Origin of the sequence: Sphingobacterium siyangense (assembly GCF_023277505.1) — a bacterium.
GTDB lineage: Bacteria > Bacteroidota > Bacteroidia > Sphingobacteriales > Sphingobacteriaceae > Sphingobacterium > Sphingobacterium siyangense.
The window spans coordinates 2786061-2801076 of record NZ_CP080574.1 but is presented as its reverse complement, the minus strand read 5'-3'; the positions used below and the strand labels follow the sequence as shown (position 1 = coordinate 2801076).

Below are 15016 nucleotides of genomic sequence, written 5' to 3'. Positions count from 1 at the left end.
TTTTTTCCCCTCTTTTAGTACTTTTTTAATTCGGCGCTGTATATAATAACAGAATAGCTAATAACCTATTTCGTAAAGTAACTTAATTAGATAATTCGAAATGATCTTAACCGGATTTTAGACGAAAAAACAAACTATTCAAGTGGCTTAAATTGTGTTCATTCTCAAGTTCTAAAAATAAAAACGTAAATTTATGAAAGTATTAAAATTTGTTTTATTGATATCATTATTATCAATATTTTTAAGATGCTCAAAATCTAGCGATTTTGAAAAAGGGCAAAATTTCCCAAAAGATTTAACATTCAAACCTTTATTATCATCAACCCTAAAAAAGTTACCTCTCAAAATTCAAACTAAAATGAATTATGCTCTTTCACATAATACCGTTTATCTGAACTGGGGAGATAATCAACAAGCGATGGTCACCACCTCCGATAATGCGTCATTGGAAATTCGAAAAATTACCGGTGCATGTTTTCTAATGAGATTTGATAATGATAAAAAAGAGTTCGAGTATCAAGATGAGTTTGGAGAAAAAAGAAATTTTTATTTCAAAAGCGGAGCTTTCTATAATAAAGAAGATGATCAACCTTTTAATAAGGAATGGTATAAAGATCTTAAGATAGATCAACAAGATTTATTTACAATTCCAGAGGTTTATGCGGTTTTGGATAAGGGCAATTTAATACCTCAATCTCCAAGGAAAATTCATTTACAAAATGCAGATAAACTCATTAAAGCAAAATCACTTGCCCTCAATAATAAATTACGACAATCGAAGTCTACACTCATGGCTGTAGATGCCCCTCCTTGCAATAACTACTGTCGGAGTGGACAAAGCTTTCACCTTTCACAAATTATGGCATGTGAAAATGCGACAGTTGAAGTCAATTCTGGCTGTTGTTCCAACGCGTACTGTATAGGCTGTTGCTCAATAATTGGCTGTGATTGTGCTACAGTTATAGGAAGTTACCTTGCTGTATGCACTGCTGTTGCGAAATCCTGTAGCGGCTATGGTTCTCCTATAGCTACTTCGCCGGTATGGGGCCAGTGCGGTGGAAATACTTGGACGGGGCCAACGGCTTGTACCCCGGGAAACAAATGTGTTTTTATAAACTCAAATTACTCACAGTGCCAACCACTATAAATTCAAAAATATGCTAATTACAATATTTATAACTTGGCAAGAAACGTTTCTTCTCATCGGTGTAATCACACCATTTTTATATTCAATTTACCATGTATTGACGAATAGAAAACTAAATGTTATAAAAAAGTCACTTTGGATACTAGCACTTATATTTGGTTCTTTTATTGGATTGATTATTTATTGGTTCTATGGTAGACATGGATATAATAGTGTATCAAATAATGAAAAGATTAGAAGAGAATAAAGTATGTAAGTTATTACTACTCGATAATGGGCTTCACGCCAGCTATATACGTATATAATAGCTCTAAAACAAAAATAGCTTCCCTCTAACCGGCAGAGGGAAGCTATTTGGCTAATGAGCTGGTCTACATAGCCGTTAACTATATGTAGTTTGTCTTTACAAAAAATAAGCACATTATTTGAAATAGCCATTGTTCATTTCACCCAAATAGCGCAATCATCCGATTGCATAAAAAGTGAAAAACATTAAATCGGAAATTCATAAAAAAAATACTAATAATATTAGTTATTTTTTTATGAAATCACTTGAGTTCACTGTAGAAATCGTGTGAAAGTCATTCTACATATTCAGGCGATTACAGGCAGCAGCAGAAATCCCTCGCATAGCTGCCATCGTGTCTTTAATGAAAAATTGATTTCCCATATTCTTTTGTTTTTATGTGTATGACAAAAGTATGGTTGCTACCATGGCTATCTGGAGAAAACAAGGTGTAGGTACGCGTACTCGGGAGATACCGAAAAGTCGAGTTTTGAAATACAAGATCCCACAGATATAATATATTCTTTTTAAATTGTGAAAGAAATTTGCTCGATATCAATGAAATCATCTTTCAGCCTTAAATACACAGTACTCAATGGCGGTTGGGCCGTACTAGAAATTGGCCACATGGAAAAAGCTGTAACTCTCAACATTTCATTTTTTCACGATTCGCTGAAAGAGTTAGCACTATCTGCAATTGTATTAAGATCCAAAGATGAAACATCAGTGGTTTTTATGGATGAGCCAGGCGAACATAGACTTGTCCTAAAAAGAAACGTCACAAGCATTATCTATGAACTAAGATGGTACAAAGGCTGGGCGAGTTGGAATTTATTAAGTGAAGATCATTTTGAGACTATACTTTCGGGAACTACTACCCTAACAAAATACATTAACTTGGTAAGGGAGAATTTGATTAGAATACGGAATGAGGAAGGAATAGAAGGTTATAAGAAAAAATGGTCTAAACATGACTTCCCCTTAAATGAATATGAACTACTTAAGGGATGACCACTTTTGCTAATAAATGAACTACATCTTCTGCGCCGACGGTCTTAAAGTTTATAATTTTATTTCTCCAGTAGAATTATTATCTTGACAGGGCTTTCAATTAATTGTCATAATGAATAGCTTAAAATTATATAACTAAATCAACAAAATACCCAATGTATAAATCTCTTCAAGCCAAGCTAAAAACCTTTCATCAGGTCTGTAATGAGCCTTCAGAATTTAGAATTGCTTTTGCACCATTTTATAGAAAAGACTTCTATACTATTCTAAATGAGGTAAAAAAAGTAATTCGCTCACCTTATCTTGTGCTGCTGTTAGCTAATCGGAATTTAGATCTTATCTATGAATCCGACGGGAATTTGCCCGACTACTTTTCATTCCGGATATGTGGGAAGTTAAAAAATGAAGTAGGCTCGGCCTCCTTTTACGAGAGTCGATACTTGTTTTTTAATACAGATTCGGACAACGACAGGATAGAAATCTACTCAGTCAACAACGATCGTATCTCTCTTTCCCCAATGGAGGAAACAAAAGACAGGTACTTAGTGGCATCTATAAATTCTAAAGAGTATAAAATAGAAAAGATCCGAACGGTCTTAGTGGCCTTTTTAATGGAAGAATTAGAATATCTCACAAAAACTTTTGCGATAGAGCTAAATGCTGAATTGAATTATAGTGGCTCCTATGCTACTGAGGGCAATGAAATATATCAGGTCTAACAATTAAATTGTCGGTTAGTCTTTCGAGCCCTTTTCTGTAAAGAAATGCCTAAAAATTGAAAACTAGAATTGCAACAATAAAATAACCGAATTGGACGGCACCTTTGTAAAAGGAAGTTTGGCGTAATTTTTAAAAATAGCTAACCTATTATGGAAATGAATACCGAAACGATCTTCATATTGATAGTCTTGCTTCCTTGCGGTTACAAAATCACTGAACTAAGAAACTCTTTCTAGAAAGAATGCCTGAGCCAGTTCGAAATGTAATCAGGTAAACAGAAGGCTCGCTGTAAAAGGCCTTCCCATGCTATCCGGGAATTAGTGAATAGCAAAATTCATTAAATTAAAAAAATAAAGTTATAAAAAAGATTTCAGTAAAGAATCTAAACATTCAAGAATTCGAACAACTATCTCGTGAGCAATTGAAAGGTATACAAGGAGGAGAATTACCTCCTGCAGGCGACAAATGTAACTGTCATACTACAGCCGATTGCATAACAACAGATCCAACTAAGCCACAAGAATGTATGGCTTGCGCAGACGGAGGTGGTTGCGCAGGAAAATGTGATTGGGACGGAACAGCAGGACAGTATTAATCTGAATAAATAATTTTAATTCTTGCTTGATCACAGCAGGAATTTTTAAAATTAGTGCAAATATATTTACAATGATATTTTTAGTTTTAATTTCGATTTTGTTTTCAATCTTTTGCTCAGCAAAAGGTCAATCAAATAATAAATCAGTTATTAAGGGAGTAATAGAATAGACACTATTCCTTACACAATCTATTTTGTTAAATATAAAAATCAAGGAAATATGATCTCTGTTACGGTAGCATTAGATGATCAAAGCCATTTTAAATATACAGCTATAATCTCAGAGCCGACTATTTTCAACATATCTATTAAAAATACTTACAATAAAAATTATATCGGTGATTTTGTAATTTATTTATTCTGGATAGAGCCCTAGGAATGACACAAAGTTTGTTACTGTTCATCATATTTAAAATTTTGCTGCGCTTTATTTCATTTTTTTCTCGTTATTTAAATTCAACTTTCTCACCAATTCGCGTTTTAATTACTCATTATCCTATTTTTCATACTCGTAACGCAATAATTAACAACTCAAGAATAATTAAATTACAGGAACTAATCAATAAATTGACAGTCAATTTAAAAATTAATGAAAAAAAATTTCCCTACTAAAATATTTTATCATTATCTTTAAACAACAATTATAATAAGCTATTATGAAGATCTTTAATTTGCTAAAGCCAAAACAAGATAATGATCTAAAACAAGTGTGTAAAAACCTATTTGATTCGTACAATATCAAATACAGTGATTTACATCTTGAAAAAGTACTAGAAGAACATGTAGATAATTCTTCTCTATTGAGCATCAAGGATACCTTATTTGAATATGGCGTTGAATCGGCAGCTATTCGAAAGGCAGATTACAACTACTACGATTTTGAGCCCCCATTCATTTGCTCTATCCAACAGGAAGATTGGTATAAAGCAAGGTTCACTGTAGTATCTCAAGTTGACGAGACCAATATTACTTATCTTGATCCACAAACTAACAAATTAAAAGAAATCCCACTTTCTCAATTTGAGAAAATAGACAAAGGAATTATCTTACTAATGGATGATTCAAATAAAAAAGATGAATCAAAACTCGCTGCTCATTTAATTGAGCAACGCAATCAAATCATTGCGCGCAATACGCCTATTTACCTGAGCTTGATTACACTAGTACTCTCTTTAGGATATACCTTTCTTCATTATCAAACAGGAATATCATGGGTTAATATCATATTAACAATGACCAGTTTTATTGGATTAGCGGTTTCATCCCTCCTTTTGTGGCATGAAATAGATGCACACAACCCCCTCATCCGAGAGGTTTGTGGTGGACAGGGCAAGAAAGCAAACTGTGACGATGTATTGAATTCCTCTCAATCGTCTTTTTTGGGAATCAGCTGGGCGATATGGGGATTTGCATTTATGGCAACTTTATTTTCCATTCAAGTTTTTTTTTCAGGAAACTTGCCATTCCTGTATTTAAGTGCCATCATTTCACTAATTGCTACACCCTATATATTCTTTTCGGTGTATTATCAAGCTAAAGTTATAAAACAATGGTGTCCACTTTGTCTTGCCGTACAAGGAGTATTAATCATCAATAGTGCAGCGGTTATTTTCTTTATTTACAAAAAAGGAATCAATCTAGCATCCATCTCAAGCTATTCAATCTTCATCACACTATTATTAGCTTTCTTTTTCATCACTGCAGCATATACGTTGATCCCGATATTAAGAAATGCTCGCGACAACAGAAATACGGAAAAAAGATGGAAAAAATTACGATATAATCCTGAAATATTTAAGGCACTCCTCGACAAATCAGAAAGAATTACGTCTCCAACAGATCAACTTGGTATTGTAGTTGGGAATCCGCAAGCAAAAAATGAGATCATCAAAGTTTGCAATCCCTACTGTGGGCCATGCGCTAAGGCTCATCCCGAATTAGAAAATATTATCAAAAATAATTCAGATGTCAAAGTTCGCATCATTTTTACAGCCTCTGGAGAAAATGGAGATTTCCTAAGTATTCCCGTGCAACACTTGTTGGCGATTCAAGAAAAGGATGGACAAGAAACTGTACAACGTGCTTTAGATGATTGGTATCTCGCAGAAGTAAAAGACTATGAGGTTTTCGCAAGAAAATACCCCATGAATGGAGAACTAAAACAACAAAAAGATAAAATTGTAGCAATGAGGAACTGGTGCAATATTATGAAAATAAGAGCTACACCAACAATTTACATTAATGGTGCCGAAATGCCTGAAAGTTACAAAATCACTGAACTAAGAAACTTTTTCTAGAAAAAATGCCTGAGCCAGTTCGAAATGTACTCAGGCAAACAGAAAGGCTCCCTGTAAAAGGCCTTGCCATGCTATCCGGGAATTAGTGAATAGCAAAATTCATTAAATTAAAAAAATAAAATTATCAAAAAGATTTCATTAAAGAACCTAAACATTCAAGAATTCGAACAACTATCTCGTGAGCAATTGAAAGGCATACAAGGAGGAGAATTACCTCCTGCAGGCGACAAATGTAACTGTAATACTAAAGACGATTGTACAACAACAGATCCATCTAAGCCACAAGGATGTATGGCTTGCGACTCAGATGGACGTGGTTATGCAGGAATATGTGATTGGGACGGGACGGCAGGACAGTATTAATCCGAATAAGTAATTTTAATTCCTGCTTAAATCATAGCAGGAATTTTTAAAACATTAGTGCTAATAAATTTACAATGAGATTTTTGATTTTAATTTCGATTTTCTTTTCAATCTTATGCTCCGCAAAAGGTCAATCAAACAATAAATCAGTTATTAAGGGATTGATAGATACTATTCCTCACGCAATCTATTTTGTTAAATATAAAAATCAAGGAAATACGATCTCTGATACGGTAGCATTAGATGATAAAAGCAATTTTAAATATACAGCTATAATCTCAGAGCCGACAATTTTCAACATATCTATTAAAAATATTTATAATAAAAATTATATCGGTGATTTTGTAATTTATTCATTCTGGATAGAACCAGAAAAAACGATTGAATTTAATGGCTATAAAGGCTGGCTGATTAATGGCGCCAAGGGTTTAATTCCGATTTCTAATAAATTTGATATTAAAAATTCGTCTTTAGACAGTATTGAGAGATTATTCAACAAAAATAAATTAACAGCAATTAAAGCAAAAAAAGAACAACTCGGCCGTAACCTGGCAAACAATGAGTTGATTGAAGTAATTCGCGAACTTTCCGATTCATTTATATGTAATCATCCTAATAATTATTACGGACTTTATTTGATAAGTAATTTCCCAGATAATACAAATAAACAACTAAATGATAGAAATAACATGTTCAAAAAGATTTCGAATGATTTACAGAAAACATATCTTGGAGAATCAATTCTCCAAAAAATAAAAATTAGTAAAATATTTGAAATTGGTGAAATGATGCCTGAGTTAGAACAAACTGATACGATATCGAAAGTCGTTAAATTATCCCAATTTAGAGGTAAATATGTGTTGGTTGACTTTTGGGCATCCTGGTGTGCGCCTTGTCGAAGAGAAAATCCTAATTTGGTTAAAGCCTATCAAAAATACAGAGGTAAAGGATTTGAGATTATAGGAATATCATTAGATGAAAATAAAGAAGAATGGCTAAAAGCTATTCGCAATGACGGATTAAAATGGACGCAGTTATCAGATCTAAAATCTTTTAAAAATTCAGTCGCTCAACAGCTCTCTATTCAAGCTGTCCCTGATAATTTTCTAATTGATCCAAATGGAGTAATTCTTGCTAAAGGACTTAGGGGCGATGACTTGAGCAAAGAATTAGAACGAATTTTCAAATACTAAATCACTCAATATTTAGCATATCCTTTTGAATTGAGCCCAACAACTCAAGAACGCTATTTTATCATAATAGAAAAAAATCTTTCAACTCTTATACAATTTGAAAGATCAACTGCTATTTTTACCACCATTCAAACAAATATTGTGATAAATTTCATGAATTTTATTTATTCTAGCAATCGAACTCTCAAGGGAGTTCCTCAAAAAGAGCTGCAAGCTTGCATCTTCATATTTATATTTGATATTATCCTGGTTAAAGCGAGAAATTGGTGGAAACATAACAAACTTATTACTAGTCAAAGATGACAATTTCTGAAAAAAATTATCAGTAGAACAAAATGATTCATTCAAAAATTTTTCATAAAGGCTCTGAAATATTATAATAAAATTACTCTGTGAAAACGCCTCTAACCAGGATATTCCTGATTTGAGCGGAAGTAAGTTTCTAAAATCACCGTTTACCCCTCCTAAAAGAATACTCGCTTGGAGGCGATGAGCTTCGTAAATGCTAGATATCAACTGTTCTTTTGTATAAAAGGATGTAAAAACGTGATTTTCATCACATATTAGAATAACATCTTCATCATTATATATAGCAGCCTCAATAACGTTGCGTACAGCATTCCAATACATTAGATCTTCTGTTTGCTCTTCTGCAACACTAAAAATCTTGATATCAAATTCATCTTTACCTTCAAATTGAGATAATATGGTTTCAAAACAATTAAGGTTTTGTGAAACGTTAATTATGTAAGTCGGAATGATAATGTCGTCCATAATCCTATTTAAAATCATCAAAATACCGCCTTAGACGGAATAAAGTATCGAATCGTTCTTGAGATTGCTCAAAATACCTATTAACGATTCCTATTCCCTCATTCTTTTTAGTCACATCGGAGTATCCAAATTCTGCTTGAATAGAAATAAAGGGATACACACAGAAGATTTTATCACTAATACATCTCATCTGGATATCAATGTTATCGTCATCGCTCAACTCCAATGCTAAAAATCGTTTATAAAAACGTTTAAATACGACTGCAAACTGAAAACCGGTAAATCTATTTACCCAGAAGAAACTCTTACTTATCTGTACTGCATCTTCAAAATAACTTAATCCTCCTAATAAAAGATCACCATTAAGATTTTCGACATTAGAGATGGAACTTTCTAAAAATTCATATTTATAAAAGTCAGTGAATGAATGGTCATCTTCACAGATAATTACATATGATAGTTGTTTGTTATCTGCTGATTTTATAATCTCCCGCATGGTTTGCCAAAGGCCTATCGCCCCAATTTCGTGTCTTATCGCGTCAACAAAAGTGACACCGAATTCAGTTTTGTCTTTAAATTGATTCAGACAGTGTTTCCTTCTATCTATTCTGTCCTTTAAATTTATTATGAATAAGTCATACTTTTTCTCCATAAATCACTAAATGATAAGCTACAAAGCTGTCAGTCAAGTTTTAATTAAGTTTACTTTTGTGTATCTCTCAGAACTTCTTCAAATCTTTTTACTCCAGGGAATCCTGTCATTTGATTCATTAATTCACCTTTCTTATTGTAAATTAAATAGGTTGGGATCGATGAAAAATTCATTTGTTTTTGAAGCTCCTCCATTTGTTTAGATGAAAGATAAAAATGATTTCCTGCTATATTTTTTACATGATTATTCCACAAAGTTCTAGGAGATGAGAAATCTGTAATATAGACAAAAACAACATCAGCATTTTTTTCCTTTATTGGCTTAATTTTATCCATGGCAGCTATACAGGGTGCACACCAGGTTGCCCAAAAGTCTATGACTACAGTTTTAGATGGATATTTTCGTATGATTTCTGAGAGTATATTATCCTTATCTAGATTAGACCAATCATAAACTCGTCCTTTATCATTAGTAATTCTAATTTTATTTATATTATTTTGATATAATAAATAATCAGAAAATGATTTATCATTAAAATATCTGACAATATCTTTAGATTGTCGATCTGAGAGTAATTTACCCCTAGCAATTTGATCCAGATAAGCATTTGCCAATAAAATATCATAAAAGTAGCCCTGAGAATATCCCAAAAGCGGTGCGAGTATTCTAGTTGTTGTTTTCATCCAATGTTTTGATGAAATTTGATCTGTTTTTGGTAAGTTTAGGACGCTATCAGCCAGTAAAGACTTTGTTAATTCATTATAATAATTTGATAGTAGATAATCTTTATTATTGAGATCTAAATCTTTTAAAAAGGTGTAATAATCTAAATTAATCCTATTTTTTATTTTAGCTCTCTCTTTGTCCATCCCCGCATTCACGTTATCAATATACATTCCATTATTCGGATCTAATAAAAACATTCTCGCGTATACTGCTTCAAATGTCCTACATAACGAGATTTTTGAATCCGTAGATAATGTTGCATTTTTAATCTTAGCAACCTTTTCTTTCATTGATGTCAATGCGCGATCCCGATAAGAATTGGGTTCGAATATATAATCATTTGATGATGTTCCCTCGTTGAATATACTAGTGAATAAATGTTGGATTGCTTTTGTTTCACTAAATATCATCTCGTAAGGTCCTTTATATTGAATATCGGGATTTGCATTAGAACCGAATTTAAAAAATACTTTAGTCGTATCATTTGGCGAAAAAAAAATATACCTCTCGATATTGTCTAATTTTAAAATCGCTGAAGTCAGCTTAAATGTTGGTATTTTTAAAAGGGTATCTAAATTTCCCTGAATAGGAATATTTATATCATAATAGCTCGTCAAATTGCTCGTCAAGGTTAACTTGAGTGATAAAGTCTTCGTATTTTCACTATTTCTTACTTCAAACCTAAAATAAGCTTCTCCAAAACTCTCGGCAATATTATCCAACTTCTTTTGGGCGTTTACATTGAGTATAATGGAGCAGATTAAAGACCAAAAAACTACTTGGATACGAATTGCATTTTTCATCCTATTTTCAATTTGTATAGCCAATAGACAACTATTGGCTATACTTTTAATATACACTAATTTTTAAAACAAACTAAGCCAGAATTGAAAGGCAAATATTGACATTTTCCGGTATTTCCGTTAGATTGTGTGCAAGATTCCCATTCCTTTTTTCCAGCACATGCATCTGTACCACTTCCGTCGCCACTCCCGTCACTTCCACCGGTTATTTTTTTCAATTCATCATGAGAGAGGATTTCCTGATTTTCAATTGATTTTAACGTGATCTTTTTCATTTTTGTATTATTTAAGTTTATAATATCCTTACACTCCAGGACATTGATTGGAGGCCACAGTTTTGACAGCGAGCATGCTGTTTCCTCAATTCGTTTGCAACCGATCGAAGATTTTCTAGAAAAATTCTATTATCGCTTTGCGGTAAATAATTACCTATAATTGAAAACTATTTATAGTTAAATTCTAATATAATATGTTCTATATTACCCAAAAGATACTTAGCATACACAAACAAGAAAGAAGAAGATGATTTATTTTAAAACATTAAAAATATTAACATAAAAATAGCAAAACCGCTTCTTACAAATAAGTGAACAAATAATTGTTTATAATTAGTACGTTTTTAAATTTAAAAAATAAAAAACATTTAAAGTTGAATGTATAATTAAATTAAAAGTAATATAGCTGTTTTTTTGATATTATAAATAAATATCAAAAAAATACTACACAAAAGTGTAGCATTTTTCCCAATATGAAAACAACCAAAACATTATCATTTAAGATAATTCCCATTTTCTATTTTAAGATGCTGAATAACTTATGGATATCGGGGAAAATGAAACCAATTCACCAATAGATGACCATTATGTATCATAGTAGTCATCTCGACACTACAATATCACTATTTACATCTTCAATTCAAGATTACCTAAATATTTAGATTTCAATCTCTCAATTAAAGAGTTTGGATGATAAGTTATATCTTTCTTAATATTATGCCTTCTCCACATATTGTTCCACAAATGGATTGCATATGAACTTTCAAATGTTTGTTGTATCTGCTCAGCAAAAAAGAGATCAATCTCGTGCCAGTTGATCGGGCAAAATACATGAGGCTGAAGAATATAATCCTTGCTTTCGTAGGTCGCCAATATCTTAGTTATAAAACGGGAGCCGTACTTACCCCAGGGTTCTGACACTAAATTTATATCCTTCATCTGGTCTAAGATATCACGAAGAAATTCAGCATTTTTGGGAGCTTTGATAATTGCATTATTAACAATCGTTATAGGTTTATTCTCAATAAACATTATTTCCGTCGTGAAACAATATTCAGCATTGAAGTCGAAAGGTTTCAAACAAACAACGTCCATATCCACCCACCATCCACCTCTCCTATAGAGTAATTCGTATCGAAACCAATTAGCAAAGGATGTTAGGCTACCCTCAACATCTTTAAACAGATGTGCTTTGTCTATAATTTCATTCGCATCTTTAATGGTTGTCCCTTGTGGACAACCTTTTATTTGTGAGTCATAAACATACAAATGAAATTCATGTCCGTTATCTAAAAACGACTTAATGCACAATTGTTCAATCGTAGATATTTCACTACCAAACCACAGACCTTGTATAATCTTATTTTGCATAATAATTAATTTATAATGGTTACACCAATATACGCATTTAAAAATAGAAACATGCTCTTAAAAATACTAACAGAACGTCTAATCAATTTGAGGCGCTAGAAATGTTTAAACTAATACATTAAAAATATCGATTTCATTTTTAAAACGGCTCATTAATTTCTTATTTTTTCAAAAATTTATATAAGAAAGTACACCAATTGTGCCGAAGGTGAAAGTTCTAGACGATTATAATTTTTTATCTCCCAATTCGAGACCTTATCACGAAACTTATTGTAAAATTATGACACTATGTGTTCAGCTTTATATTTAAATGAATTAAGACATAAAATATGATAAAGTTTGGATTTTATTAAACTTACTTTCATTAATATTAATTACGCTTCCTTCAATTTGCACTATTGTTAAACAAACAAAATATTGTATATTTATTAAGTTTTACGATGATATTTCTAAATATTTTTGCTTTAAATAAATACTTTGGCATCTGAATATCGATTATTTGTTTGAAGCCATATCTTGCTTATTTAAATTGCAATAGTTTATCATAAGTAATAGTCAATTATCGACAAAATCAAATTAAAACCTTTTAATGATTTAAACCAAAATAAACGAGTGATTTTAAAATTCCCCAATTATAAACAGATGGATGTGATGGACTGTGGTGCAACTTGCCTTCGCATTATATTTAAATATTATGGACAGTCAGTATCTATTCATAAAATCCGTAAACTCTGCCAAACAAAAGATACAGGAGTTAATTTATTGGGTATAAGTGAAGCGGCCGAGAAACTTGGATTTAGGACATATGGTGTTCGATTAACAATGGAACAGCTCCAGGAAATTGAACTGCCCTGTATCCTTCATTGGAATCAAAATCATTTTGTTGTATTGTATAAAGTTAAAAGGGATAAATATTATATTTCTGATCCTGCGCTCGGACTTGTTACTTACAATAGTAAAGAATTTACAAAAAATTGGTACTCAGCAAAGGAACTGCATTTAGGGCTCTCATTGGTCTTGGGCCCCGGCCCGGAGTTTTACCAGCTTGATGAGGAAGAACCCGACCTAACTCTAAAATGGGGTAAGATGCTTAAATATTTCTATAAGTATAAGCGACTTTTTATCCAGTTAATACTAGGAATGGTGCTTGGGACTCTTCTACAACTCATCACTCCATTCCTAACTCAGTCTGTGGTTGATATTGGTATTAACACCAAAAATATCAGCTTTATTAATTTGATTTTGATAGCCCAATTAATGTTATTTATTGGGAGTACTGCTGTGTCATTTATTCGATCATGGATTCTACTTCATATTAGCACGCGTGTGAATATTTCCATTCTTACGGATCTATTGATCAAAATCATGAAGTTGCCAATGAAATTCTTTGATGTAAAAACACATGGCGATCTAATGCAGCGTATGGCCGACCAACAGCGGATTGAAAGCTTTCTGACAGGAAACACTTTAAATACTCTGTTTTCGATAGTAAATATGCTTATTTTCGGTTCTCTTCTAATAATTTATAATAAAATTATTTTTTTAGTTTTTTTTGCAGCGACGACATTTTATACTTTATGGATATTATTTTTCATGAAGTACAGACGGGAATTGGACAACAAGCGATTTAAAATATCTTCGGAGAATCAAACCTATATGGTCGAGATGATTCAAAGTATCAAAGATATAAAGCTAAACAATGCACAGAAGCAAAGACGCTGGGGCTGGGAAACATTGCAAGCAAAGCTTTTTAAATTTAAAGTGAAGAGCTTAGCCCTCTCCCAATACCAATCTATTGGATCAATGGCTATTAATCAAATCAAAGGTATTATTATCACATTTATTAGTGCAAAGGCAGTAATAGAGGGCAATATGACACTTGGAGGAATGATGGCAGTTCAATATATTGTAGGGATGGTCAGTAGTCCGGTAGAATCACTAATCGGTTTTATGCAAACTTATCAAGACGCAAAGATTAGTATGGAACGGCTCAATGAAATTTATGAGAGCGAAGACGAGGAGGATGTCAAAAAGGACTATTTGAACGATTTGCCGGAAAATAAAGATATCGAAATCCGTAATTTAACCTTTCGTTACTACGGAGCCGGAAATGAACCTATTTTCAATCGAATAAACTTGTATTTTCCTGCCGGAAAAACTACTGCGATTGTAGGGACTAGTGGAAGTGGAAAAACGACAATTCTGAAATTATTATTACGGTTTTATGAATATGAAGAAGGAGAAATTCTCATTGGGGGAAAGCGACTGGAACAGTTTGACTTCACCCTATGGAGAGACAAATGTGGCGCGGTCTTACAAGACAATTATGTATATGCCGATACTATAGAGCGTAATATTACTGTCAATGCGGAATTCTCCAATAAACAACGGTTGGATGCTGCTATAGAGATTTCCAATTTGAATGAATTTATAGCAGAGCAACCGTTTGGTTTGGCGACCAAAATAGGAACTGCTGGCAAAGGTGTCAGCCAGGGACAAAGACAACGACTGATGATAGCTCGGGCTGTGTATAAAGACCCTGATTTTATATTTTTAGATGAAGCAACTAACTCACTTGATGCTAATAATGAAAAAGTTATTATCGAAAATCTTAACCGTTTCTTTCAGCAAAGAACTGTAATTGTTGTAGCTCACAGATTGAGCACTGTCAAAAATGCGGATAATATTATTGTATTGGAAAAGGGGGATGTCGTTGAACAGGGAACGCATCAAGAACTCACGGCATCAAAAGGAAAATACTTCGAACTAGTAAAAAACCAACTGGAATTGGGAAATTGACACG

Annotated in this window: 12 protein-coding genes; 7 read left to right on the top strand and 5 right to left on the bottom strand. The window is 32.7% G+C overall.

Annotation, left to right across the window (positions count from 1 at the left end):
- Nucleotides 1-193 precede the first annotated feature (193 nt).
- The 6 genes from K2F45_RS11325 (at nucleotide 194) to K2F45_RS11305 (ending at nucleotide 7612) form a co-directional block, all read left to right on the top strand.
- Entirely contained in the window at nucleotides 194-1147 is a 954-nt protein-coding gene (locus tag K2F45_RS11325) for a hypothetical protein (RefSeq protein ID WP_075992273.1), read from the top strand.
- Between the two features lie 10 nt (nucleotides 1148-1157).
- Nucleotides 1158-1394 carry a PLDc N-terminal domain-containing protein gene (locus K2F45_RS27430; RefSeq protein WP_075992272.1) on the top strand — a complete coding sequence of 79 codons (237 nt, stop codon included), beginning with the start codon at nucleotides 1158-1160 and terminating at the stop codon, nucleotides 1392-1394.
- Between the two features lie 597 nt (nucleotides 1395-1991).
- Nucleotides 1992-2444, top strand: coding sequence for a hypothetical protein (locus K2F45_RS11320; protein WP_248933597.1), 453 nt, complete (start codon nucleotides 1992-1994; stop codon nucleotides 2442-2444).
- 155 nt (nucleotides 2445-2599) lie between these two features.
- Nucleotides 2600-3163: a hypothetical protein gene (locus tag K2F45_RS11315; protein ID WP_075992269.1), complete on the top strand. Its 564-nt coding sequence runs from the start codon at nucleotides 2600-2602 to the stop codon at nucleotides 3161-3163.
- A gap of 1252 nt (nucleotides 3164-4415) precedes the next feature.
- Entirely contained in the window at nucleotides 4416-6056 is a 1641-nt protein-coding gene (locus tag K2F45_RS11310) for a vitamin K epoxide reductase family protein (protein WP_248933596.1), read from the top strand.
- Between the two features lie 437 nt (nucleotides 6057-6493).
- A complete protein-coding gene (locus K2F45_RS11305) occupies nucleotides 6494-7612 on the top strand; it encodes a TlpA family protein disulfide reductase (protein WP_248933595.1) in 1119 nt (372 codons plus the stop codon).
- A 105-nt stretch (nucleotides 7613-7717) separates the two neighbouring features.
- Here K2F45_RS11305 and K2F45_RS11300 read toward each other — a convergent pair whose 3' ends face one another.
- From K2F45_RS11300 to K2F45_RS11280, 5 genes are all read right to left on the bottom strand, one after another.
- Nucleotides 7718-8386 carry a hypothetical protein gene (locus K2F45_RS11300; protein WP_248933594.1) on the bottom strand — a complete coding sequence of 223 codons (669 nt, stop codon included), beginning with the start codon at nucleotides 8384-8386 and terminating at the stop codon, nucleotides 7718-7720.
- A gap of 4 nt (nucleotides 8387-8390) precedes the next feature.
- A complete protein-coding gene (locus K2F45_RS11295) occupies nucleotides 8391-9038 on the bottom strand; it encodes a glycosyltransferase family 25 protein (protein ID WP_248933593.1) in 648 nt (215 codons plus the stop codon).
- Nucleotides 9039-9088: 50 nt separating this feature from the next.
- Nucleotides 9089-10567: a TlpA family protein disulfide reductase gene (locus K2F45_RS11290; protein ID WP_075992264.1), complete on the bottom strand. Its 1479-nt coding sequence runs from the start codon at nucleotides 10565-10567 to the stop codon at nucleotides 9089-9091.
- A 56-nt stretch (nucleotides 10568-10623) separates the two neighbouring features.
- The gene (locus tag K2F45_RS11285; protein WP_248933592.1) at nucleotides 10624-10842 is read right to left on the bottom strand and encodes a hypothetical protein; all 219 of its coding nucleotides are present in this window, start codon (nucleotides 10840-10842) and stop codon (nucleotides 10624-10626) included.
- Between the two features lie 627 nt (nucleotides 10843-11469).
- Nucleotides 11470-12213, bottom strand: coding sequence for a glycosyltransferase (locus K2F45_RS11280; RefSeq protein ID WP_075992262.1), 744 nt, complete (start codon nucleotides 12211-12213; stop codon nucleotides 11470-11472).
- 612 nt (nucleotides 12214-12825) lie between these two features.
- On the opposite strand from K2F45_RS11280, the gene K2F45_RS11275 reads away from it, so the two are divergent.
- The gene (locus K2F45_RS11275) at nucleotides 12826-15012 is read left to right on the top strand and encodes a peptidase domain-containing ABC transporter (RefSeq protein ID WP_257787023.1); all 2187 of its coding nucleotides are present in this window, start codon (nucleotides 12826-12828) and stop codon (nucleotides 15010-15012) included.
- The last annotated feature ends 4 nt before the right edge of the window (nucleotides 15013-15016 follow it).